Origin of the sequence: Zoogloea sp. (genome assembly GCF_017302315.1) — a bacterium.
In the GTDB taxonomy this organism is placed as follows: domain Bacteria; phylum Pseudomonadota; class Gammaproteobacteria; order Burkholderiales; family Rhodocyclaceae; genus Zoogloea.
The window spans coordinates 1-19,309 of the sequence record NZ_JAFLDT010000026.1 but is presented as its reverse complement, the minus strand read 5'-3'; the positions used below and the strand labels follow the sequence as shown (position 1 = coordinate 19,309).

17 protein-coding genes are annotated in these 19,309 nt (G+C 65.1%); 7 read left to right on the top strand and 10 right to left on the bottom strand.

The window, feature by feature from the left end; translation table 11 throughout:
* Positions 1–78: 78 nt before the first annotated feature.
* Positions 79–330, bottom strand: coding sequence for a hypothetical protein (locus tag J0L98_RS09950; protein ID WP_365954568.1), 252 nt, complete (start codon positions 328–330; stop codon positions 79–81).
* A 116-nt stretch (positions 331–446) separates the two neighbouring features.
* Here J0L98_RS09950 and J0L98_RS09945 point away from each other — a divergent pair, with 116 nt between their 5' ends.
* Complete coding sequence (locus J0L98_RS09945; protein WP_296411592.1) at positions 447–1,247, top strand: MOSC domain-containing protein; 801 nt, start codon at positions 447–449, stop codon at positions 1,245–1,247.
* A 233-nt stretch (positions 1,248–1,480) separates the two neighbouring features.
* Here the strand turns inward: J0L98_RS09945 and J0L98_RS09940 are convergent, their stop codons facing one another.
* Complete coding sequence (locus tag J0L98_RS09940; RefSeq protein WP_296411591.1) at positions 1,481–2,182, bottom strand: VIT family protein; 702 nt, start codon at positions 2,180–2,182, stop codon at positions 1,481–1,483.
* A 403-nt stretch (positions 2,183–2,585) separates the two neighbouring features.
* Here J0L98_RS09940 and J0L98_RS09935 point away from each other — a divergent pair, with 403 nt between their 5' ends.
* Positions 2,586–3,023: a CBS domain-containing protein gene (locus tag J0L98_RS09935; protein ID WP_296411590.1), complete on the top strand. Its 438-nt coding sequence runs from the start codon at positions 2,586–2,588 to the stop codon at positions 3,021–3,023.
* Between the two features lie 234 nt (positions 3,024–3,257).
* Here the strand turns inward: J0L98_RS09935 and J0L98_RS09930 are convergent, their stop codons facing one another.
* From J0L98_RS09930 to J0L98_RS09915, 4 genes are all read right to left on the bottom strand, one after another.
* Entirely contained in the window at positions 3,258–6,140 is a 2,883-nt protein-coding gene (locus J0L98_RS09930) for an adenosylcobalamin-dependent ribonucleoside-diphosphate reductase (protein ID WP_296411588.1), read from the bottom strand.
* Positions 6,141–6,481: 341 nt separating this feature from the next.
* A complete protein-coding gene (locus tag J0L98_RS09925) occupies positions 6,482–7,378 on the bottom strand; it encodes an AlkA N-terminal domain-containing protein (protein WP_296411587.1) in 897 nt (298 codons plus the stop codon).
* Positions 7,375–8,466 (bottom strand): bifunctional DNA-binding transcriptional regulator/O6-methylguanine-DNA methyltransferase Ada, encoded by a 1,092-nt coding sequence (ada, locus tag J0L98_RS09920; RefSeq protein ID WP_296411586.1) that lies wholly within the window; start codon positions 8,464–8,466, stop codon positions 7,375–7,377. The genes J0L98_RS09925 and ada overlap by 4 nt, the downstream gene beginning before the upstream one ends.
* 102 nt (positions 8,467–8,568) lie before the next feature.
* A complete protein-coding gene (locus tag J0L98_RS09915) occupies positions 8,569–9,342 on the bottom strand; it encodes a hypothetical protein (RefSeq protein ID WP_296411585.1) in 774 nt (257 codons plus the stop codon).
* 445 nt (positions 9,343–9,787) lie between these two features.
* Between J0L98_RS09915 and J0L98_RS09910 the strand changes: the two genes are divergently transcribed.
* Complete coding sequence (locus tag J0L98_RS09910; protein ID WP_296411584.1) at positions 9,788–11,776, top strand: alginate lyase family protein; 1,989 nt, start codon at positions 9,788–9,790, stop codon at positions 11,774–11,776.
* Positions 11,777–11,796: 20 nt separating this feature from the next.
* Here the strand turns inward: J0L98_RS09910 and J0L98_RS09905 are convergent, their stop codons facing one another.
* Complete coding sequence (locus tag J0L98_RS09905; RefSeq protein ID WP_296411583.1) at positions 11,797–12,654, bottom strand: HDOD domain-containing protein; 858 nt, start codon at positions 12,652–12,654, stop codon at positions 11,797–11,799.
* 260 nt (positions 12,655–12,914) lie between these two features.
* On the opposite strand from J0L98_RS09905, the gene J0L98_RS09900 reads away from it, so the two are divergent.
* Complete coding sequence (locus tag J0L98_RS09900; RefSeq protein WP_296411582.1) at positions 12,915–13,775, top strand: endonuclease/exonuclease/phosphatase family protein; 861 nt, start codon at positions 12,915–12,917, stop codon at positions 13,773–13,775.
* A gap of 64 nt (positions 13,776–13,839) precedes the next feature.
* Here J0L98_RS09900 and J0L98_RS09895 read toward each other — a convergent pair whose 3' ends face one another.
* A complete protein-coding gene (locus tag J0L98_RS09895; RefSeq protein ID WP_296411581.1) occupies positions 13,840–14,361 on the bottom strand; it encodes a gamma carbonic anhydrase family protein in 522 nt (173 codons plus the stop codon).
* 202 nt (positions 14,362–14,563) lie between these two features.
* Here J0L98_RS09895 and J0L98_RS09890 point away from each other — a divergent pair, with 202 nt between their 5' ends.
* From J0L98_RS09890 to rlmJ, 3 genes are all read left to right on the top strand, one after another.
* Complete coding sequence (locus J0L98_RS09890; RefSeq protein ID WP_296411580.1) at positions 14,564–15,355, top strand: crotonase/enoyl-CoA hydratase family protein; 792 nt, start codon at positions 14,564–14,566, stop codon at positions 15,353–15,355.
* Between the two features lie 3 nt (positions 15,356–15,358).
* A complete protein-coding gene (locus J0L98_RS09885) occupies positions 15,359–15,718 on the top strand; it encodes a nucleotide pyrophosphohydrolase (protein ID WP_296403020.1) in 360 nt (119 codons plus the stop codon).
* An 80-nt stretch (positions 15,719–15,798) separates the two neighbouring features.
* Positions 15,799–16,644: a 23S rRNA (adenine(2030)-N(6))-methyltransferase RlmJ gene (gene rlmJ, locus J0L98_RS09880; protein WP_296411578.1), complete on the top strand. Its 846-nt coding sequence runs from the start codon at positions 15,799–15,801 to the stop codon at positions 16,642–16,644.
* A gap of 101 nt (positions 16,645–16,745) precedes the next feature.
* Here the strand turns inward: rlmJ and J0L98_RS09875 are convergent, their stop codons facing one another.
* The gene (locus J0L98_RS09875) at positions 16,746–18,041 is read right to left on the bottom strand and encodes an acetyl-CoA hydrolase/transferase C-terminal domain-containing protein (RefSeq protein WP_296411577.1); all 1,296 of its coding nucleotides are present in this window, start codon (positions 18,039–18,041) and stop codon (positions 16,746–16,748) included.
* Between the two features lie 135 nt (positions 18,042–18,176).
* Positions 18,177–19,309: DUF1615 domain-containing protein (locus tag J0L98_RS09870; RefSeq protein WP_296411576.1), on the bottom strand; the 1,133-nt coding region annotated here is incomplete at its 5' end.

The window sequence follows — 19,309 nt, the reverse complement described above, 5'->3', positions numbered from 1 at the left end:
TGACAAATGCCCAGTCTGGGAGAGGGCCACGCCGCACTAGGCGAAGCGGCGTTCATCCTTGCCGGGCCTGCCCGCCCCTCAGCGGCGCCGACGCCCCGGGGTGGGCCCCCCCGTCGGTGTGGCGGGGGCCGGTTTTCCGTACTCCTTGAACACCCGTTTTGCGTCCTGCTCGGCGCGTAACTGGGTGCACAGGCTGGGATCATCATCGTGCTCACTAAAATAACCTGCCGCCTGAGCCTTCATCACGAGCTGGATCGCTGCGTGCTCGCTGAGGCCGAAGCGTTCGAAAATGAGGGTGGTGACTTCATCCAGATGCTCTTCGTAGGTCATGATGGGGATAATGGCGTGACAGGCCCCGTATTGTAACGGCAGGTGGGCCCCTGTCCTTGCCCGCCTGCCCAGGCCCCGAGGATAATCGTATCCGCCCTCCAGCCCATGAGTCCGCCATGACCGATACCCGGCCTGTCCTCTCCGCCCTTTACTGCCATCCCGTCAAGTCCATGCGCAGCCAGCGTCTGGATGCCAGCCCGGTCAGTGCCGCGGGCCTGCCCTTTGACCGCATGTGGATGGTGGGGGATGCCAATGGCAGATTTGTGACGGGACGCGAGTATCCGGAGCTGGTTCTGATCGATGCTCGAGCGTCGGCACTGGGCGTCACGCTCTCGGCGTCCGGGCGGGCGCCGCTCTTCGTGCCCAACAGTGCCTTTGACGATCCCGCCCCGGTGACTGTCTGGGGCGACCGCTTTTCCGCCTGGCAGGGTGCAGTCGAGGCAGATGAGTGGATTTCCGCCTTCATCGGCACGCGGCTGAAGCTCCTGTGGACCGGGGCAGAGACCGCAAGGCGGGTGAAGGCGGACCCGAAGGTGCCCTTGTCCTTTGCCGACGGTTTCCCGCTGCTGATCATCGGCCAGGCGTCCCTTGACGACCTGTCCGCGCGGGTTGGCCGCCCGTTGGCCATGGAGCGTTTCCGGCCCAATCTCGTGGTGTTGGGCGCCCCGGCCTTTGCCGAGGATGGATGGAAGCGCATCCGCATCGGCACATGCACTTTCCGCATCGTCAAGCCCTGCGAGCGCTGCGTCTTCACCACCGTCGACCCGGACACCGGTCGCAAGGGGCTCGACCAGGAACCCTTGCGAACCTTGGCCAAATACCGCAAGACCCCGGATGGCGTGATCTTCGGGCAAAACGTGATTGCCGAAGGTGATGGCGAATTGCGCTGCGGAATGGACGTGGAAATTCTCGAATGAGACGTGCGTGAAGTCCTGATGGCAAAGGTTGGCGGTTGCCGGTCTGCGCGTGCCCTCTTCCAGAAAAAAACCCGAGGGCCGTGAGGCGCTCGGGTTGAAATCCACACCAAAGGAGGAGGGTGGAGGAGACAACTGAATGATAGATCAAATTTTGGTGCGGTGCACAATTATTTGTTGAATCGACGTGTGCACCACCAACTTTGTCACGGATTCAGTGCCGATCCGAAGCAAGCTCAAAGCACCGTACCGAATGCCCGCCCGATGGCTGTCGTGAGTGCCATGGCAAGGGCGCTCCAAAAGGCCACCCTGCCCGCACCGATCCACGGCCTCGCGCCTCCCGCCCGGGCGGCCAGTGCGCCGAGCATGGCAAGAAAGAGCAGGCTGGTGGCCGAGAGGGTGGGAATCAAGCGCTCACCGGAGACCAGCAATGCCACCCCAAGGGGCAGCGCTGCACCCGCTGCAAAACTTGCAGCCGAGGCAAGGGCCGCCTGGATCGGACGTGCTTCGAGCACGTCGGATAGGCCCAGTTCATCACGGGCATGGGCGCCGAGGGCATCGTGCTGAGTGAGCTGCCGGGCGACCTGCTGCGCCAGCGCGGGGTCAAGCCCTCTCCCTATGTAGATCGCCGCCAACTCCAGAAGCTCCGCATCGGGTGCGTTCGCCAGTTCGAGTTTCTCCCGCGACAGATCGGCCTTCTCGACATCCGCCTGGGAGTGTACCGAGACGTACTCGCCTGCCGCCATCGACATTGCCCCGGCAACCAGTCCCGCAACCCCCGTGAGCACCACCGTGCCGTGATTCGCATTCGCCGCAGCGACCCCCAAGAGCAGGCTTGCGGTGGACACGATGCCATCGTTGGCACCCAATACTGCCGCCCGCAACCAGCCTATGCGGTCGCTGCGGTGGCGTTCGTCGTGGCGATGTCCAAGGGGCATGGAAAGGGGCTCGTGGAACAAGGGTGGGCAGGCCGGGGTATCAGGTCCGCGTTCATTGCCAGACTACAGCTCTTCAAGGTGATCATCCCTGATCTCCATCGTCTGATGAGTCGATACGTGAAGAGCCCGGCATCCAAAAAAAGCGGCCGACCCTCTTCGGGCCGGCCAGACTCACGAGGAGATCAAGGTGACGGCGGAGCGGTGGGAAAAGCTTGGAGAGCGCGCCGCCGCACGTCATGAGTTTATTTTGTTATAGACAAAAATCAAGTTTCGGAATTTATGCCTTTGCTTTTTTAAATTAAATTATTGAAATTAAAAAATAATTTATATAAATTATTTTCAGCGTTGAAACTTTGTTTGTGAGTGCTATATTTGTCTTGGACAAACACGCAAGGAGACAGACATGCCCACTCGTAAAGTTTCCAAAGTCCTTGGCAACCGGGACTTCCTGGCCGTCACACCTGCAACCCCCGCCCGCGATGTGGCGGTCATGATGCGTGCTGCCGGCCAGGGTGCGGCGGTTGTCGTGGACCGCGCAGGCCGTCTGCTGGGAATCTGCACGGAGCGCGATCTGGTTTTCCGGGTTATGGCCGAGGGGCGGGATCCTGGTGCAACCCCCGTGCGGACTGTCATGTCGTCAGACCCGCAAACGGTACGGGCCGATATGCTGTTTGGCCATGCACTGCATCTGATGTACGAAGCGGGGGTCCGGCACATGCCCGTCGTGGACGGTTTCGGCCGTCCCCTCGGCATCGTCTCTTCAAGGGATGCACTGAGTCTCGAGATCGCTCACCTTGGCAGGGAGCTGGAGCAAAGGGAGTGCATTGCGGCAATCCTCTGATGCTTGAGTCAGGAAACGGAGTCGATCGCGCTATCGAGGCCCATTCACAGGTGCCCGGGCTGGCAGCCGGCGCAATCTCAATCTGAATCTGAATCGCGCCGGCCTGGTTTGTTCGCTTAAACACGGAAAAGGCCCGCCTCCGGGGAGGTGGGCCTTTTCCGTGTTAGCTTGCCCCTGTGGCTTGAAAGAGGCCTCGAACCCCCCTAGAGGGGATTGCCAAGGCCTCGGTCCGTGTCAGCCGCAGGTGCCCACCGCGCCACAGGCGGTGCAGAAATCGCAGCCGTCCTTGCGGATCACCGAGTGGTTGCCGCATTCGCCGCACAGGGCGCCCTGCATCAGCCGGGGTTCGTTTTCGTCGCGGGGGGCTTCGAGAATGCCCATCTCGCGAGTCGGGTAGCCGGCTTCGTCAAGCACGCCGAGCATGGCGTAGCGATGGATGATCAGCGCGGCCAGGTAGGCGACGGTAGAGGGCCAGTTCTGCTGACGGCGGGTGCCGGGTACGAAGGCCATGAAGTCGCCCAGAGGCTCCGGGTAGTCGATGAGCTTGCGCAGTTTCATGCCGATCCAGGCCGGGTCCATGACGCGCATGTCCAGGGACAGGATGCGTGACAGGCCATCCAGGGCGCGCGGGTAGTTGCCCGACAGCCACATGGAGTAGGGGCGGGTGACGCCGTCCGGCAGGGTGATCTCCTTGAGGCCGAGCACGAAGTCTTCGCCGGTGGCCGGGTTCTGGATATCCACAGTCCAGGACAGGGTGCCGTCGGTGCCGGTCTTGGGCTCCTGCAGGCTGAACACGCTGTCGAGCACCGGGGTCGGCAGGTCGCCGTCGAGGGCATTGAGCTTCTCGCAGCGGTAGCGCACCACCTGGGCAAAGGCGGCCACCACGCCGGGCATCAACTTCTGCTCACCGTGCGGCGGGAAGCGCAGTTCGAAGGGCTTCTCGCCGATGGTCTTGGACAGGGCTTCGAGCTTGAGCTTCAGCCAGCCACGGTCGTTGGCGCGCATGTCCATGGACAGGGTCTTGGCCACTGCACCCAGGCCGCGGGGCTGGTCGGCACCGTTCACCCACACTTCGAAGGGGAAGGCGCCCTTGGCGGGGCTGTCCTCGACCGGATCCATATGGCCGACGAAGAGGGCGAAGTTACCCTGGGGCGTGTTGAGCATGTAAGTCCAGGCGGCGTTGCCGTCCGGCAGGTCCGGGCGGCCGGGCCAGCGCAGGGAGGACAGCACCGGTGCAGGCAGGCTCTTGATGGAGAGGCGACGGTTGGTGTCGTCGGACATCTCCACGTCCTGGGGCTGCTTCTGCTCACTGCTCGGGGTGACCGACAGCACGGAGCCCAGCACGCTGTTGGGACGGTAGGTGGCCAGCCCCTTGAGGCCGGACTTCCAGGCGTCGAGGTAGAGGTTCTCGAACTCGGTGTAGGGGTAGTCGGCGGGGACGTTCACCGTCTTGGAGATGGACGTGTCCACATAGGGCGCCACGGCGGCAACCATGTCCTTGTGGGCCTTGGCGGAGATCTCCAGGGCGGTCACGAAGTAATCGGGCAGCTTGGTGACATCACCCCCCAGATGCTTGTACAGGCGCCAGGCGTAATCCTCGACCGCATGCTCCTTGAAGGTGCCGTCGGCCATGCGCTTCTTGCGGGTGTAGGTATAGGAGAACGGGGGCTCGATGCCGTTGGAGGCGTTGTCGGCGAAGGCCAGGCTGATCGTGCCGGTGGGGGCGATGGACAGCAGGTGGGAGTTGCGCAGGCCGTGCTTACGGATCTTGTCCTTCACCTCGGCCGGCAGGCGGGAGGCGAAATTGCCGCCGGAGAGGTAGAGATCGGCATTGAACAGGGGGAAGGCGCCGCGCTCCCGGGCCAGTTCGACGGAGGCCAGGTAGGCCTGGTCGCGCATGAATTCGGAGATCCGGGTGGCCATGGCGCGGGCTTCGTCGGTGTCGTAGCGCAGGCGCAGCATGGCCAGGGCGTTACCCAGGCCGGTAAAGCCAAGGCCGACACGGCGCTTGGACTGGGCTTCGGCATGCTGCTGCTCAAGAGGCCAGTGGGTGGCTTCGAGCACGTTGTCGAGCATGCGGATGGAGGTCTCAACGGTCTTGCCGAAGGCGGCGAAGTCGAAGGTGGCCTTGTCGCTGAAGGCGTCCTTGACGTAGAGGGTCAGGTTGATGGAACCCAGGCAGCAGCAGCCGTAGGAGGGCAGGGGCTGCTCGGCACAGGGGTTGGTGGCCTCGATGGTTTCGCAGTAGTAAAGGTTGTTGTCCTTGTTCATGCGATCAAGGAACAGGATGCCCGGCTCGGCATGGTCGTAGGTGGAGCGCATGACCTGGTCCCACAGGTCACGGGCCGGCACCTTGCGGTAGACCCAATGGCCATCCTCGCGCTGGTAGCCGCCGGCCGCCTTGATGTCGGCGGAGGGCTCGGCCTTGTGGGCCAGTTCCACGTCGCCACCCGCCTCAACCGCCTGCATGAACTGGTCGGTCACGGCGATGGAGACGTTGAAGTTGGTCAGATCGCCGTGATCCTTGGCGTGGATGAAGTCTTCGATGTCCGGGTGGTCGCAGCGCAGCACACCCATTTGGGCGCCACGGCGGGAGCCGGCGGACTCGACGGTCTCGCAGGAGCGGTCGAACACACGCATGTAGGACACTGGGCCCGAGGCGTTGGACTGGGTGCCCCGCACCATCGCACCCTTGGGGCGAATGGAAGAGAAGTCGTAGCCGACACCGCCACCCCGGCGCATGGTTTCAGCAGATTGGGCCAGCGCGGTGTAGATGCCGCAGCGGCCGTCCACGGACTCGGTGATGGAGTCGCCCACCGGCTGTACAAAGCAGTTGATCAGCGTGGCAGCCAGATTGGTGCCGGCGGCCGAGTTGATGCGGCCGGCGGGTACGAAACCGCGCTCCTGGGCTTCGAGAAAGCGTGCCTCCCAGAAGGCGCGCTTGTCTTCCGCTTCCATCGCGGCCAGGGCGCGGGCGACGCGCAGACGGACATCGGCAACATTCTGCTCGTTGCCTTTGGCGTATTTCTCGAGCAGAACCTCGCCGGAGATCTCCTGCGGTTCGAGGTTGGCGGCAGAGGCGGGCTGGACTTTGGCGGGTTTCGTCGTGGCGGTCATGGCTTTTTTCTGGCTGATCGGGAGGTGTGTGGGACGGCGCATAGCTTACCTCGAAGCTTTAAATTTGCACAAATTTTTTAGTTGTTTAAAATCAATAACTTGAAAAAATCAATAGTGTGCTTAAAAGTTTTTTTCTACTACATTTAGTAGGCAATCCAGGTGCAAAAATCAAGGCTGGCCGCCTTGGGGATACGCCAGAGCCTTGATTCTCATGGGGAATGGGCCGGCGCGTGCTTATCAATCTGACGTCCCCCGCTGGGGGCGCCGCCAGTGTTGCCTCCACCTGTTGAACATCCCCTGCCACGACTGCCCGAGATGACGCGGAGATGGGGGCTATGTCGTCACCCCAGGCGCCAAAGATGGGCGGCCACCAGGGTGCGCCAGGGCGAGAAGGTTTCCAGCCACGCGGCCGTGTCGGCGGCGGAGGGTTTCTCCGCGAGCCGGAGCAGGGTCTGCAGGCCGCGTCGCACGGCCACGTCCCCATGGAGGGAGGCATCCGGATGGCCAAAGCCGCGCAGCAGGGTGTAGTCAGTCGTCCATGGGCCAATGCCGTGGATGGCCAGCAGCCGTTCCCGGATCATCCCGGGCGGCGCCGGGTGGTTCCACCAGTCATCCAGTGGCAGGCTGCCGTCACGGACACCCTCGGCCACCGCCAGGATCGCGCTGGCCTTGCTGCGGGAAAGGCCTGCGTCGGTGAGTCGGGCGGCTGATACGGCGAGCACCGCGTCGGCATCCGGGAAGCAGGCCAGCTCGCTCCGGCGACGACCACACGCCGTGATGAAGCGGCTGCGCAGGGTGATGGCCGCGGCCAGGCTGATCTGTTGCCCGATGATGGCCCAGGCCAGGGCCTCGAAGGGTGTGGCGGCCTGGGGGATGCGCAGGTCGGGGCAGGCGCGGATCAAGGGGCCGAGCAGGGGGTGCGCGGACAGGGCCGCTTCGAAGACCGCGACCGGCTGGTCCAGGCCCAGGAGGCGGCTCGCCCAGGCACGGAAATCCGCTTTGGTCTCCATGGCCGGGCCGTCCACATGGAGCTGCAGTCGGGCAGCGCCTTCCTGGAAGCGCAGGCTGAGCCGCGCGGGCCGGCCCTGCCACATCAGCCCCTTGTCCATTCCATCGGCGTAGACGCGCTCGGCCAGGCCGTGCGGGTCGCGGGCGTGGAAGGCCAGCAGATCGGCGCGGCGGTAGGTGGCGGGCAGAGGCAGGGTGCATTCCGCCACCGCTTGGCCGGGAAGGGTCAATGCCCGGCCTCCCTGTCCAGCAGGGCGCGCTTGCGCTCAATGCCCCAGCGGTAGCCGGCCAGGGCGCCGTCGTTGCGCACCACCCGGTGGCAGGGAATGACCACCGCCAGCAGGTTGGCGGCACAGGCCCCGGCGACCGCACGCACGGCGTGGGGCGCCCCGATCCGTTGGGCGAGTTCGGTGTAGCTGAGGGTGCTGCCCGGGGGGATGGCCTGAAGCGCCTGCCAGACGCGCTGCTGAAAGGCTGTGCCACGGATGTCCAGGGGCAGGGCGGCTGCGCTCGCCGGGTCCTCCACCCGTTCGATGACCCGGGCGAGCAGTGACGCGAAGGCCGGGTCGCCCCCCGTCAGGCGCGCCTGGGGGAAGCGGGCGTGGAGCCCTTCGACCAGTGCCTCCGGCCCATCGCCCAGGCTGATGGCGCAGATGCCGGCAGGGCTGGCGGCAACCAGCACACAGCCCAGGCTGCTGTGCCCGATGGCGTAGCGGATGTGGGCCTCGGCGCCGCCGGCCCGATAGCGGCCCGGCGCCATGCCGAGCAGCGCGGCGGAATGGGCATAGAAGCCCGACGCCGAGCCGAAGCCGGCCCCGTGCAGCGCTTCGGTCACGCTCTCGCCCTGGGTCAGGCGGGCTTGCACCCGGTGGGTGCGCAGGGCGGCCGCGTACTGACGGGGGGTGAGCCCCGTGGCGGCCTTGAAGATCCGGTGCATATGCCAGGGGCTGAAGCCGGCCTCGTGGGCCAGCATTGCCAGGGAGGGTGGGGTTTCGGCCTGCTCCAGATGGCGGCACAGGGTGGTGACCAGCGCCGCGTGGCGTTCGGCCAGGGGCGGCTGGTCCGGCTGGCAGCGCCGGCACGGGCGAAAGCCCGCGGCGGCAGCGTCAGCCGCGGTGGCGAAGAAGGCGACGTTCTCGGGCCGCGGCTGACGGGCTCCGCAGGAGGGGCGGCAGTACACCCCGGTGGTGCTCACCGCATAGAAGAAGTGGCCATCGGCCTTGCCATCCCGGGCAAGAACGGCCGCCCAACGCGGGTCGGCGACGACCTGGGTGGCGCGGGCGGTTCGGGCGGTCTTGGAGGGTGTTGGGCCCGGCATGGGAGCCTGCCTTTCCGGAAGGGGGTCGAGGGTCTTCAATCTAGCTCGCCCGGCCGGCCCGCGCATCCGCTTCCTTGCGCTTGAATTCGCCCTTTCGTCTGCTCAGAGGGGAAGCTCGGCAATGAAGTCCTGGGCCTCCACGCCCAGCTTGCGCTGCACCGCCTCGCGCAGGGTGGCGTACTGGGTGGTGTTGAGGGTCAGGCGCTGGGCGGCGGTCCAGAATTCCAGTTGCTGGGCGCCCCACTTGAAGAACAGGAAACGCCGGCGCGCATCGTGGCTCTTGAAGTAGAACGCGCCCAGGGCCAGGGACAGGGCGCCGTTGCTGGCGGCCTGCACGGCACCGATCTGGAAGTTGCCGCTGGCCTGGGTCGAGGTGTGGAAGTCGAAAAGGCGCAGGGTCTTGTCGTCCTCGGCCAGGGTCTCCAGCGCCTGGATCGCCTCGTTGAGCACCGCCAGCTGGTTCTGGGTGGCAATGGCCGCGATCAGGGCGAGGGCGGCCTGATCCATGCGCAGCTCGCCGTCCTGCTGGTCGTGGCGGGCAAAGGCAAACTGCTCCGATGTCCAGCCCAGCCGCTCAAGGATCTCGGTGTACTTCCTGTACCAGGCTTCGGTCTGCGCAAAGCGGTCGAAGGCCCCGCTGGCGCCCCGCAGGGCCAGTTGAACCGAGAACAGCACGTCGTCCCGTTGCTGGGGCGTGATGCCATCCACGAAGGACAGCAGGGCATTGCCGTCCACTGCCGCGGCCGGAGCGTCCGGCGGGGTGTCGGCACTTCGGCTGACGGCCCGCCGCGGTGCCGACAGGGAGGCATCAAGGCCCGTATCCAGGCGCGGCACGGGGGCGAGGGTCAGGGCGTCGATGTAGCGGAGGCTGGACATGGGGGGCTCCTTGGGGTGAGAGGGCGGCCAATGAAGTCTATCCGAAACGCCTATGCGGGGGGATTGCCCGGGCGCTGGGGCGGCGGGTGATGGTGGAGCTCCGTGCCCAGTTCGCCGCGTGGATCGGGGCTTGAGACGGGGTTTGCCCGGGTGATGGCGCCAGTGGGTCTTGTAAATTGATACAAACTGCAAAAACAAAGTATTTGACCAAAACGCAGGAGGTGATAACTTTGCTGGCAGATTTGGGATTTATGTTGGCGTTGTGACAGGGAAGTTGATGTTTGTGCCGGTGTGGGGGTCGATTTTGCGACACCCATCAGGGGAGTAACCGGGTGTTCCCGATGCTGGCGCGTCTTCGTGCTCTGCCGCAGCTGCCGCTGCGGGGATGATTTTGACAAATTCGAGTGTGGCCCATGGGCTGGCCCTGCGTGGAGTGAACAACCGTATGTCGAGCTTGACCCAGGTGGGGTGGTATTGGAACCGGCTGCGCTGCATGTCTGTTGCAGAGATCGTCGAGCGCGCCGGTTCATCGGCAAGCCGGGCCGTGGTGCGGCGGCGCCCGGCCAGGTTGGCCGCGGTGCCTGCGGCACGCCTGGAGAAGGCGGGGGCGGTCTGGTTGCCGAAGCTGGAGCCGGCCTTCCACGGGCTTGCCCTCAAACGTGCCGACGAGGTGCTTTCCGGGCAATGGCGGGTGTTCTCGCGCCTGCTGGGGCTGGGTTTTCCGCCCGAGTGGAACCGCAACCCGGACAAGGAGGTGCTGCTTCCCCTGGGGGACGGCAGGCGGATGGACGTGCACGATGCGGCGGCGTTTGGTGACATCAAATACTTGCGCGAACTCAATCGCCATCGGGAGCTGGTGGTGCTGGCCCAGGCCTGGCAGCTCACCGGGCGGGAGCGCTACCTGGACGGGATCGCGCTGCTCCTGGAGAGCTGGTTTGTCCAGTGCCCCCATCCGCGGGGGGCCAACTGGTCGAGCGCCCTTGAGGCGGCCATCCGTCTGATCAACTGGGCCACCGTGTGGCAACTGATCGGCGGCATGCAGTCACCGCTCTTCGAGCGTCCGGTGGGCAAGGTGCTGCGCATCGACTGGCTCAGCAGTGTGTGGCGGCATGCGGAGTTCATCCGCGGCTTCCGTTCCCGCGAGTCGAACGGCGGTCACGCCTTGATCGGCGAGCTGGCGGGGCTATACGTGGCGGGGGCAACGTGGCCCTTGTGGCCTGAAGCCCGTTTGTGGCGGCGGGCGGGCCGGGAAGGGCTGGAGCGGGAGGTGCTGCGCCAGTGCACGGTGGATGGTGTGCATAAGGAGCAGTCCACCGGCTACCAGCAGTTCGTGTGGGACTTCCTGCTGCTCGCCGGTCTGGCTGCGCGGGGGTCGGGCAAGCCCTTTTCCACCGACTACTGGCAGCGCATGGAGGCCATGCTCGAGTACGTGGCGGGCATCATGGATGCGGGTGGCAACGTCCCTTCTTTTGGCGATGCGGACGATGGCGTGGTGTCGGGTTTGTCATTGGGTGCAGGGGGTTGCCCTTTCCATTCCCAACTGGCCACCGGCGCCCTGTTGTTTGGCAATCCGTCCCTGGCGCGCAAGGCCGGGGTGCTGGACACGCGCACGGTGTGGCTGCTGGGGGCGGATGCCTGCTCACGCTTCGACACCTTGTTGCTGAAGGGGGCGCCGGCGACCCGCCGCACGGATTTCCCGGAAGGGGGTGTGTTTGTGCTGGGGAGCCGGCTGGACACGCCTGACGAGTTCCGGGTGGTGGCGGATGCGGGGCCGCTGGGCCTCGGGGGCGTTGCAGCCCATGGCCACGCGGATGCCCTGTCCTTCACCCTGTCCGTGGCGGGGCGGCAGTTTCTGATTGATCCGGGGACGGGAACCTACCACGGGCCGGCGAAGTGGCGGCACGGCTTTCGGGGGACCGCCATGCACAATACGCTGGTGCTGGGGAGGGACGACCAGGCCGTGTCCGGGGGGCGTTTCGTGTGGCTGCGGCGCTTTCGCACGACACTGCTTGAGCGGGCCGGTGTTGCCGCCAGCGGCGCGGATCGTCTGGTGGCCGAGCACGATGGCTATCGCCGCCTGCCGGGCAAGCCGGTGCACCGCCGCAGTTGGCAGATGGATAGTCGCGGTACCTGCCTCACCGTGCAGGATCAGGTCCTGGGCAGCGCGTCGCAGAGCGTCAGCCTGTACTGGCATTTCAGCGAGGACTGCAACGTCACCTGCACTCCCGACGGCCTGATCGTGTCCAACGGACCGATCCGGCTCGGCATGTCGCTCCCGGAAGGGGGGGACGTGAGCGTGTTGCACGGTTCGGAGGTGCCCATGGCCGGATGGGTGTCGCGGGCCTACGACGTGATCGAGCCGAGCACCACGGTGGCGTGGCGGGGCAGCGTGATGGCCGGGGAGCCCCTGGAGACGGTCTTCCGCCGGCTCTGAACAGGCTCCGGGGTGGCCAATCAGCCCTGACCGGGAAAGAACAGGGCGATGACGGCAGCGCTTTCCTCCCGGGCGGCGGCGCGGATGGCCGCCAGCCGGTTGACCTCGATCTCGAAGCGGGCAAGGGTCATGGGGTCGATCAGCGCGAGGGCGGCTTCATCGGGGTCGGTGCCGGCATCTTCCTCGGTGGCGAGGATCTGGTTGGCCACGTTGAGAAGGGCCGCCTCGGTGGCATGGGGGCCACCCATTGCCGGGTTGAGCTGGGCGCCGATGGCGGTCGCGAAGCCGGAGGGCAGGTGCCAGGCGGTGGCCAGGGCTGCGCCCACTTCGGCGAAATTGCAGCCGACGATGTCGTCCTCGATCTGGTGAATGGGCGCCTGACTGCGGCGGGATTCGGTCAGGGCGGCATCGGCGGCCTCCGGTACGGCCTGGAACATCACCAGGTGGCCGATGTCGGCAAGCAGCCCTTCCACAAACATGCGTTCCGGATCGCCGATGCCCAGTTCGCGGGCGGCTGCCCGGGCCGCCAGCCCGCGGAACACGCAGTCCTTCCAGAAGCGGATCATGTGCATGCGTGCGGGGCGGATGCCGGAGAAGGCGCCGATCACCGAGGTGCTGAGGACCAGATCATGGACCTGTTGCATGCCCATCAGGTTGACCGCCCGTGCGACGGTCTCGATCTTGCCCGGAAAGCCATACAGGACGCTGTTGACGGCCCGCAGCACGCGGGCGGTGATGCCTGCATCACTGGATACCGCATTGGCGAGATCCTGCACGGAGCTGTCGGGATCGTCGAGAAGGGCGCGGATGCGGTGATAGACGGCGGGGAGGCTGGCGAGCCTTTCGACGCAGGCGACGAGTTCTTGGGGTGTGCTCATGGGGGTGGCCGTTGGCGGGTGACATGCGGGTTTACGGCAGGGCAGTGACCGTCTTGAGCGTGCCGGGGCGTTCCTGGGCGGCCTGTCAGCGTGACAAAAATCCCGGATTTTTCATGCACCTGCAGGGCTTTCGGCAATTGAGCACGGCAGTGCGCGGATAGGGGAGGAGGCGGACGCGCGGCCTTGTTATGCTCGATTCCAACGATCCCGTTACGGCTTGGCCGGCGTGGATCGATGACCATGGAGAACGGGTTTTTTCAATGAAGCTATTGAGCTGGAACATTCAGTGGGGCCGCGGCGCAGATGGCGTTGTGGATCTGCAGCGCACGGTTGCCGCCATCCGCACGCTGGGCGAGTTCGACGTACTGTGCCTGCAGGAGGTGTCCATCGGCTTTGCCGGCCTCCACGATGGTGGCCAGCCCCTTGATGAAGTGGCGCTGCTGGCTGCCGCCTTTCCGGGCTACAGCGCCCACTTCGCGGCCGGGGTGGATGTGCCCGATGGCGCCGGCGGCAGGAGCCGCTTCGGTAACCTGACCCTGTCTCGTCTGCCGGTGGGTCAGGTATTTCGCCATAGTCTGCCGCGCCCGCCGGAAGAGGGGGTGCCGAGCATGCCGCGGGTTTGCCTGGAGGTGGTGGTGGATACGCCTGCCGGTGCCCTGCGGGTGCTCAACACCCATCTGGAGTATTACTCGCGGATCCAGCGCATGACCCAGATTGTGGCCCTGCATACCCTGCAGTGCGACGCAGTGCGCCTCGCCAGCATGGGCGGCCAGGCAGGGCGGGACTGTGCGCCCGATTCGCCGTTTGCGGTGTGGCCGCGCCCGGCATCGGCCCTGGTGTGCGGGGATTTCAACTGCGAGCCGGGCAGCCCGGAGTTCTACCGCATGACCGCGCCCATCAGCGCCGACGTGTCAGGCTGGGAGGACGCCTGGCGCGCCTGCTATGGCGATATCCCGCATCTCAATACGGTGGGGCTCAACGGGGCCGAGTGGCCCGACCACGCCTATTGCTGCGACTATTTCTTTGTCAGCGCCGATCTGGTGGACCGGGTGGAAGCCGTGTCGGTGGACCAGGCCACGGCGGCCTCGGATCATCAACCGGTGATTCTCACGCTGCAGTGAATGCAACAGGGCCGGGTGTCCGCGGACATCCAGCCCTGTGTCGTCCTTGCCGGGCGTGCAGCGCTTACAGCTTGACCAGCTCTTCCTGGTAGCGCAGGGCATTCTCCACGTAGCCGTCGGCGCTGGCCTTGAGACGGCTGATCTCGTGGTCGGTGAGTTCGCGGATGATGCGGCCCGGCGAGCCGCATACCAGCGAGCGCTCGGGAATCACCTTGCCTTCGGGAATCAGTGAATTCGCACCGATCAGGCAGTTCTTGCCAATCACCGCCCGGTTGAGGACCACGGCATTGATGCCGATCAGGGAGCCTTCGCCAATGGTGCAGCCGTGCAGCATGACCTTGTGGCCGATGGTGACGTTGGCACCGATGTCCAGGGGCACGCCGTCATCCGTATGCAGCACGGAGCCATCCTGCACGTTGGTGTTTTCGCCGATGGTGATCGGGTCGTTGTCTCCCCGGAGAATCGCACCGAACCATACGTTGACATTCTTGCCGAGGCGAACGTCACCAATGACGGTCGCGTTGTCGGCAATCCATACACCCTCCTGCATCTCCGGGGCGCGTTCTCCGAGGCGATAAATCGGCATGTTATTTTCCTGTTATGGTGGTTTCAGCCGTGCCGCCGAATGGCCGACTGAAGAGCGCGCCATAATAACAGGGTAACGTTCGAGTGCAAGGGGAGCCGGACTCATTGTGGGTCAGATTCGGCAAGGGAAAGAAGGGCTTAGACCCATACGGCGGGCCTCTCAGGACGATGGGCGCTGCCGGCAAAGCGAGGAGGCGTGCAATATGGAAACAAGCGATTTTGTGGTTTTTGAACAACAGGACGGTATCGTCACCCTGACCCTGAATGCCCCCGGGGAGCGCAACGCGCTGTCCAGCCAGATCCAGTGGGATGCGGTGGTGGAGGCGTGCGAGCGGGTTCAGCGGGATGCATCGGTGAAGGTGGTCATCCTGACGGGGGCGGGCAGTGCCTTCTGTGCGGGCGGCAACGTCAAGGATTTCCGCGACAAGCGGGGTCTGGCTGCGGGGGGCGGCATGGAGGTACGGGAGAACTACCGTAACGGTATCCAGCGCATCCCGCTGGCTTTCTACCGTCTCGATGTGCCGACGATTGCCGCGGTGAATGGGCCGGCCATCGGCGCAGGGTGTGACCTGGCCTGCATGGCCGATATCCGCATTGCGTCAGAGAAGGCCAGCTTTGCCGAGAGCTTCGTCAAACTCGGGCTGATCCCGGGCGATGGTGGTGCATGGTTGTTGCAGCGGGTGGTGGGGTATGCCCGGGCGGCGGAAATGAGCTTTACGGGTGATCTGCTGGATGCCCGGCAGGCGCTGGAGATCGGGCTGGTGTCCCGCGTGGTGCCGGCGGAGCGGCTGCTTGACGAGGCCCGGGCCTTGGCCACGCGCATCGCCGCCAATCCGGGCCAGGCCCTGCGCATGACCAAGCGCCTGATGCGCGAGGCCCAGACCACGCGTCTTGATTCGATTCTGGAGCTGTCGGCGGCCTACCAGGCCCTGACCCACACGTCCCAAGAGCACGATCTCGCGGTGGCCGCGTTTCTCGACAGCAGGAAGACCTGAGCCGTGGCCGCCGATCTGGACGCACTGACCCAAAAGGTTGCAGCCTTCCGGGATGCGCGGGACTGGGCCCAGTTCCATTCCTTGCGCAACCTGATCGTGTCCCTCAACCTGGAGGCCGGTGAGCTGCTCGAGCTGACCCAGTGGAAGAGCGATGCGGAGGTGGCGGATCTGCCGAACGAGCTGCATGCCCGGGAGGCCCTGGAGGACGAGTGTGCTGACGTGTTGCTCTATCTCCTCCTGATCGCCGACCGGGCCGGCATTGATCTGGAGGCCGCCACGCTGGCCAAGCTTGCCAAGAACGAGGCCAAGTATCCCGTGGACCGGTTCAAGGGCTCCCGGCGCAAGTACGATGCCGCCGAGTGACGGGCAGGGAGGCGGTGGTGTGGGGGAGGTGGTAGCATCGCGCCCCTGATCTTTCGTTCCCGTGTCCGGGTGCATCCGCCATGCTGAGTTATCGCCATGCCTTTCACGCCGGCAACCATGCCGACGTGCTCAAGCACTTTGTCCTCGTCCAGTTGCTTGAGTATTTCAATCAGAAGGACAAGCCTTACTGGTACATCGATACCCATGCAGGTGCGGGGTGCTATTCCCTCGATGAGGCCTTTGCCCGCAAGAACGCCGAGTTCGAGGACGGCGTGGGCCGACTGCTCGGGCGCAAGGATGTGCCCAAGGAGCTGAAGAGCTATCTGAAGCTCGTGCGCGATCTCAACGAGAGCGGCAAGCTGCGCCTCTACCCGGGTTCGCCGTGCTGTGCGGCACCCCTGCTACGGGAAGAGGACCGCATGCGCCTGTTTGAGCTGCACCCGGCCGACCGGCGCCTGCTGCAGAAAACCTTCGATGAGGCGGGCAGCAAGGCCATTGTGCTGGAGCAGGACGGCTTTACCGGGATCAATGCCTTTTTACCCCCGCCGACCCGTCGGGCCCTGGTGCTGATCGATCCGCCCTACGAAATCAAGACCGACTACCGCACTGTGCTGGCGGCGCTCAAGGAGTGCCTGCGCCGCTTCGCGACCGGGACCTACATGGTGTGGTACCCCAAACTGCACTCCATGCAGTCCCGGGAGCTGCCGGACAAGCTCAAGCGTCTGCCGATCACCAGCTGGTTGCATGTGAGCCTGGATGTGCGCAAGCCGTCGGACGACGGTTTTGGCATGCATGGCAGTGGTCTCTTCATCATCAACCCGCCCTGGACGCTGCCGGCCACGCTGAAGAGGGTGATGCCCTACCTGGTGTCCGTGCTGGGGCTGGACGATGGTGCCACCTTCACCCTCGAAGCCGAAATGCCCTGAAGGGCATTCCCCGCCGGGTGGATTCGCCCATCCCGCGATCTGCTGGGTAAAACGACAACGCCCCGGAAAAACCGGGGCGTTGTCGTTGGTGCGATGCCGGATTACAGCAGGTGCATCTTCTTGGCGGACTCAGTCAGTTCGGCACGGAAGTCCGGGTGGGCGATGGCGATCAGGGCCTGGCAGCGCTGCTTGGCCGTCTTGCCACGCAGTTGCGCCACGCCGTATTCGGTCACCACGTAGTTGATGTCGTTCTTGCTGGTGGACACGTGGGTGCCCGGCGTCAGGGTCGGAACGATTCGCGAGATGGCGCCGTCCTTGGCCGTGGAGGGCAGGACGATGAAGGCCTTGCCGCCCTTGGAACGGTTGGCGGCACGGACGAAGTCGGCCTGGCCACCGGTGCCCGAGTAGGGGATGGGGCCCAGGCTCTCGGAGCCGCACTGGCCAAGGAAGTCGATTTCCAGGGTGGCGTTGATGGCGATCAGATTGTCGTTCTGGCCGGCCAGATAGGGGTCATTGGTGAAATCCACCGGATGCATTTCGAACATCGGGTTGCGATCAACCCAGTCGTAGAGCTTCTTGGAGCCGAGTGCAAAGGTGGCCACCATCTTGCCCGGCAGGTAGTTCTTGCGCCGATTGGTGACCGCGCCGGATTCCACGAGGGTCAGGATGCCGTCGCCGATCATCTCGGTGTGGATGCCCAGATCCTTCTTGTGGGTGAGCTGCATCACCACTGCGTCCGGAATGCCGCCGTAGCCGATCTGGAGCGTGGAACCATCGTCGATCAGGTCGGCGACGTATTTGCCGATGGCTTCCTGGACGGGGCCGATGGTGGGAAGACCGACTTCGAGAACAGGCTCGTTGTTTTCGACCAGGGCGGTGACCTGGGAGATGTGAAGGTGGCAGTTGCCAAAGGCAAAGGGCACGTTTTCGTTGACTTCGACGATCACGGCACGGGCCTTGCGGATGGCTGCCATGGTGTAGTCGGCCGCGATGCCCAGGGAGAAGTAACCGTGCTGATCCATCGGCGAGACCTGGGTGAACACCACCTCGGCAGGCATCAGGCCGCGTTCGATCAGCTGGGGCATCTCGGAAAAATAGCTCGGCGTGAAGTCGACCACGCCCTCACGGAAGCCCGGACGGGTGGCGCCACTGAAGAAGTAGGCGACGTGGCGGACGTGCTCGGCGGTCGTGGGATCCAGATAGCCGAACTTGCGAACGGCCAGGATCTGGGACACCTTCACATCGCGGAAATCACGGCGGTGCTCGGACAGTGCGGTAAGAAGGGCAGGCGGTTCGGCAACGGCGGTCGGCACCACGATGGTGTCGCCGTTATGCACGTTGCGGACGGCCTCGGCCGGCGTGACGCGTTTTGCTGCGTACTGCTCCTGATAGTTCATGTGCTTATCTCCCACGGTCGTTGTTTTGGCGCAAATTAAACCACGCCTGAAGGGCGTGGCATGTACTCGATTGTAAAACCCGCCTTAGCCCTACGCCCACGGTCTGGATCAAGGATTGAGCCCGCCGGCTTGTGCTCAGGGGGCGGCTGATCGGTTACGTCCGAGACAGGTGCGATGGCGTGCATCCACCCGGTCGGCAAACCAGGCGGTGGTCAGCTTGCGCTGAATCTTGGGGCTCTTCAGATCGATCCGGGGCATCATCTCGCGGGGCAGGCGGGTTCCGGCGCGGGCGTCGGCCAAGGCAAACACGCGGGCGTAAAGAGGTGTGCCGGCAAAGCGGGCCATCTTCTCAAGGCGCAGGTCGCGCTGAATTTCCGACCGGGACAGGCCTAGCTGGCCGGTCAGGCCCTGCAGCGCCGACAGCGTCGCACTGGGTTCGGCAGCGGGGGCGCCATCGGTGTAGCGCAGCAAGTCGCCGTCCAGGGCCAGGGCTCGGTTGGCGAGCTTCGACACGGCATCCTGGAAGGCCGCATTGCGGCTGCTGTAGCGGCCCGCATTGAAGTCCGCAAAGCGGTACAGGGGCTGGGTATAGGGCGCCGGGTAATCGAGCAGGATCGCGATGCCGAAGTAGAGCCCGCCGCGACGGGTGAACACTTCGTCACGCACGCTGCCGTGCCGCGGATAGGGATAGCCCTTCTCCTTCACGTGCTCTTCGGCAAAGGCCACGCTGACCTGCATCGGGCCACCGGTCCGGACCGGGTTGTATCCTCCCAGCAGGGCCTTGCCCGCCGGCAGCTCCGAGATCATGTCGTCGAACAGCGCGTTCATCTGCTTCTCGGTGCGCAGGCTGTCGATACGTGCCTTGTAGCTGCGACCGTCCGGCGAAGTCTTGAGCAGGGCTGCATCCACCAGGAGCTTCGGCAGATGCAGACGCTCCCGCCGGCTGTCGATCTCCTTCCAGACGATGCGCGACAAACCGGCGACTTCGGGATCCGCCTGGAAGGTGGATTCCTGTTCGATCACTGCAATGGCCGCGCAGATGTTGTCGGGCGTCGGGGGCAGGCGCAGCGCGGCGAAGGCCGCAAAGATGTCGGCCGCCCATCCATCCCTGTCCTTCAGGGGCATGGGCAGGTAGCTGGTGACGAGGGCCCGCCCTTCACGCTCGTCCGGATAGCTCGAAGCCGCCGGGCGAGGTGGTGGTGATGGTGTCGGTACGGGGATGGCCGGTGGCGGCTGGACCTGCACGGGCCGTGGCGGCTCCACGCTGA

Coding starts and splice junctions, on each gene's coding strand:
- J0L98_RS09950 (WP_365954568.1), bottom strand. CDS start 330: ATGACCTACGAAGAGCATCTGGATGAAGTCACCACCCTCATTTTCGAA.
- J0L98_RS09945 (WP_296411592.1), top strand. CDS start 447: ATGACCGATACCCGGCCTGTCCTCTCCGCCCTTTACTGCCATCCCGTC.
- J0L98_RS09940 (WP_296411591.1), bottom strand. CDS start 2,182: ATGCCCCTTGGACATCGCCACGACGAACGCCACCGCAGCGACCGCATA.
- J0L98_RS09935 (WP_296411590.1), top strand. CDS start 2,586: ATGCCCACTCGTAAAGTTTCCAAAGTCCTTGGCAACCGGGACTTCCTG.
- J0L98_RS09930 (WP_296411588.1), bottom strand. CDS start 6,140: ATGACCGCCACGACGAAACCCGCCAAAGTCCAGCCCGCCTCTGCCGCC.
- ada (WP_296411586.1), bottom strand. CDS start 8,466: ATGCCGGGCCCAACACCCTCCAAGACCGCCCGAACCGCCCGCGCCACC.
- J0L98_RS09915 (WP_296411585.1), bottom strand. CDS start 9,342: ATGTCCAGCCTCCGCTACATCGACGCCCTGACCCTCGCCCCCGTGCCG.
- J0L98_RS09910 (WP_296411584.1), top strand. CDS start 9,788: ATGTCGAGCTTGACCCAGGTGGGGTGGTATTGGAACCGGCTGCGCTGC.
- J0L98_RS09905 (WP_296411583.1), bottom strand. CDS start 12,654: ATGAGCACACCCCAAGAACTCGTCGCCTGCGTCGAAAGGCTCGCCAGC.
- J0L98_RS09900 (WP_296411582.1), top strand. CDS start 12,915: ATGAAGCTATTGAGCTGGAACATTCAGTGGGGCCGCGGCGCAGATGGC.
- J0L98_RS09895 (WP_296411581.1), bottom strand. CDS start 14,361: ATGCCGATTTATCGCCTCGGAGAACGCGCCCCGGAGATGCAGGAGGGT.
- J0L98_RS09890 (WP_296411580.1), top strand. CDS start 14,564: ATGGAAACAAGCGATTTTGTGGTTTTTGAACAACAGGACGGTATCGTC.
- rlmJ (WP_296411578.1), top strand. CDS start 15,799: ATGCTGAGTTATCGCCATGCCTTTCACGCCGGCAACCATGCCGACGTG.
- J0L98_RS09875 (WP_296411577.1), bottom strand. CDS start 18,041: ATGAACTATCAGGAGCAGTACGCAGCAAAACGCGTCACGCCGGCCGAG.